The sequence below is a fragment of the Pseudomonas sp. Ant30-3 genome (assembly GCF_000690905.1).
GTDB lineage: Bacteria > Pseudomonadota > Gammaproteobacteria > Pseudomonadales > Pseudomonadaceae > Aquipseudomonas.
Genome location: NZ_JMCL01000070.1, coordinates 1 through 3,065 on the forward strand (window position 1 = coordinate 1; position 3,065 = coordinate 3,065).

Here is a 3,065-nt window from a genome sequence, read left to right on the forward strand (position 1 = left end):
GGTTTACCCCCGTTCGGCTGCGAAGCAGTCGCAAGACCTGCTGGCACAATGTATCTGAAGAAATGCTGGGCCGGCTGCGCCACCCAACGGGGGTAAACCCCCTCGCCACAGAAGCCCATCACCGAGTGACCCCGTTTTCTATTAAATCGAGACGACAGATGAACCGAGATTTTTTAAGCATACCCCTCAAAGCTCTGGCCCTCACTACGCTCCTCGCCGGTCTGCTGCCGGCCACCGCCCACGCCGCTGCCGCCCCGCAACCCGGAAAGGTATTCAAGGACTGCCGAGACTGCCCGGAAATGGTCGTGCTGCCGGCCGGAACCTTCATCATGGGCACGCCGGACGCAGAAGTCGGTCGTGAACCGGACGAAAGCCCGATGCACAAGGTGACCTTTGCCAAACCGTTCGCCATGAGCCGATTCCAGGTCACCGCCGGTGAATGGGAAAGCTACGTGCGCGAGAGCGGCGTAACCATCGCTAACGGCGATACGCGGCCGGGTCGAGAATGCGTCGCGAGCAAACCGCGTTACCCGCAAGGTCCGCGGCAACCGGCGGTGTGCATGAACTTTGATGACGTGAAAGACTACGTCACCTGGCTCTCGAAAAAGACCGGGCAGAATTACCACATGGTTAGCGAGGCCCAGCGCGAATACGCCGCGCGAGGCGGCACTGCAGGACCTTTCCCGTTCCCGTTCGATGAGGGCAAGGAATACAGCATCAGTCAGCATGCCAATACCTACGGTCCAGCGGACGGTTATAGCTACAGCTCGCCGGCCGGCAGCTATCCACCCAACGCATTTGGCCTGTACGACATGCACGGCAATGTCTATGAATGGGTCGAAGACTGCGAGCACCCCAACTACATTGGCGCTCCAACCGACGGCAGCGCGTGGGTCGAGCCCGACTGCGAAGCCGTGCGCATACGCGGCAACGACTGGGGCGAAGCGCCAGTGTTCTCTCGCTCCGGCAACCGCAACAGCCAGTACCCGCAGGAGCGTGGCGACTGGATCGGGTTCCGCATCGTGCGTGATCTGTAAACCACACCTCTTAACCTGTGGGAGCGAGCCTGCTCGCGATGGCGGACTCACAGTCGACATTTGTATCGATTGGAAGTCTGTCATCGCGAGCAGGCTCGCTCCAACAGGGAAATGGTTCGTGTCAGTGATCCCAGCAATTGCCCCGCCGCCTCTCACCGCCAATCGGCCACCTTGTAAATTCCCCACTCGACCAGACGTTCTACTGGGTATCTGCCTTTATACCCAAGGAACTGTCTTCCATGACCCAACCTCCCCGTGGCGCCATCGGCGAGTTGTTCGCTTTGTTGAAACCGTTCCGGCTCATCGTCGCCGCGTCCATTTTTCTGGGCATGGTCGGCGGCTTGAGCGTCACGGTGCTGCTGGCGACCATCAACAATGCCCTGCATTCGGACACCGGCCTGACCCAAGGCGTGGTCACCTTGTTCGCCGGCCTGTGCCTGCTGGCGCTCTTGAGTTCGATCTGTTCGGACATCGGCACCAATTACGTCGGCCAGCACATCATCGCCAAATTGCGCAAACAGCTCGGTGAAAAGGTTCTGTCGGCACCGATCGAACAAATCGAACGCTATCGCAGCCATCGCTTGATTCCTGTACTGACCCACGACGTCGACACCATCAGCGACTTCGCCTTCGCCTTCGCCCCACTGGCGATTTCCCTCACCGTGACGCTGGGCTGCATGGGCTACCTCGCCATCCTTTCATGGCCGATGTTCCTGATCATGGTCGCCGCAATCCTGATCGGCAGTGCAATCCAGGCTTACGCCCAGAGCAAAGGTGTGCAGGGTTTCATGGCCGCCCGTGATGCTGAAGACGAGCTGCAAAAGCATTACAACGCAATTGCCGATGGCGCCAAGGAATTGCGCATCCACCGTCCGCGTCGCCAGCGCATGTTTGTTTCGGGTATCCAGGCCACAGCCGAATTCATCTGCAAGACCCAGGTCCGCTCGGTCAATACCTTCGTCATCGCCAAAACCTTCGGCTCGATGCTGTTTTTCGTGGTCATCGGCCTGGTGCTGGCGCTGCAATCCTTTTGGCCAAGTGCCGACAAGACCGTCATGAGTGGCTTCGTGCTGGTGCTGCTGTACATGAAAGGCCCGCTGGAACATTTGATCAGCACATTGCCGATTGTCAGCCGTGCGCAGATTGCCTTCCGCCGGATTGCCGAGTTGTCCGAACAGTTTTCCACCCCCGAACCGCACTTGTTGCTCAGCGATAAGGGCAACGTAAAGCAAGCCGTGCATGAGCTGAAACTGGTCGATGTGCGTTTCACCTTCCCGGCTGCCGAAGGCGCCGCGCCATTCCAGCTCGGGCCGGTCAACCTGACGATCAAGCAGGGCGATATCACCTTCATTGTCGGCGAAAACGGTTGCGGCAAGACCACGCTGATCAAGCTGCTGCTGGGCCTGTACACGCCGCAACGAGGCGAGATCCGCGTCAACGGCGAGGTGATCGATGCGCAAAACCGTGATGACTATCGCCAGTTGTTCACCACGATTTTCGCTGACTATTATCTGTTCGACGACGTGGTTCAGGGCGATCAGCACATCCCCGAAGATGCCAACCAATACCTGCGACGCCTGGAGATCGCGCACAAGGTCAGCGTCAAGGACGGCAACTTCACCACTACCGATCTCTCCACCGGCCAGCGTAAACGCCTGGCGTTGGTCAATGCCTGGCTCGAAGAGCGTCCGGTGCTGGTGTTCGACGAATGGGCGGCCGACCAGGACCCGACCTTCCGCAGGATTTTCTATACAGAGTTGCTGCCCGACCTCAAGCGCCTGGGCAAAACCATCATCGTGATCTCCCACGATGACCGTTACTTCGACGTCGCAGACCAGTTGGTGCGGATGGAAAGCGGACGGGTCGTCACTGAGCTGGCACCGGCCTGATTGCTGCACCCGAGAGATAATCTGTGGCGAGGGGGCTTGCCCCCGCTTGGCTGCGCAGCAGTCGTAAAACCTGTTGCCCGGTATGACTGACTGGCGCAGAGGCCCGCTCCGCCGCCCAACGGGGGCAAGCCCCCTCGCC

2 protein-coding genes are annotated in these 3,065 nt (G+C 59.6%); both read left to right on the forward strand.

From position 1 onward, the window contains the following. The first annotated feature begins 158 nt into the window (after positions 1-158). Positions 159-1,037, forward strand: coding sequence for a dihydropyoverdine dehydrogenase (gene pvdO / locus DU29_RS0117530; RefSeq protein WP_028622843.1), 879 nt, complete (start codon positions 159-161; stop codon positions 1,035-1,037). Positions 1,038-1,276: 239 nt separating this feature from the next. Further along, positions 1,277-2,926 carry a cyclic peptide export ABC transporter gene (locus DU29_RS0117535; protein ID WP_028622844.1) on the forward strand — a complete coding sequence of 550 codons (1,650 nt, stop codon included), beginning with the start codon at positions 1,277-1,279 and terminating at the stop codon, positions 2,924-2,926. Positions 2,927-3,065 lie beyond the last annotated feature (139 nt).

Excerpts from the sequence above, each read along its gene's own strand:
- pvdO (WP_028622843.1), top strand. The coding sequence starts at position 159 with ATGAACCGAGATTTTTTAAGCATACCCCTCAAAGCTCTGGCCCTCACT.
- DU29_RS0117535 (WP_028622844.1), top strand. The coding sequence starts at position 1,277 with ATGACCCAACCTCCCCGTGGCGCCATCGGCGAGTTGTTCGCTTTGTTG.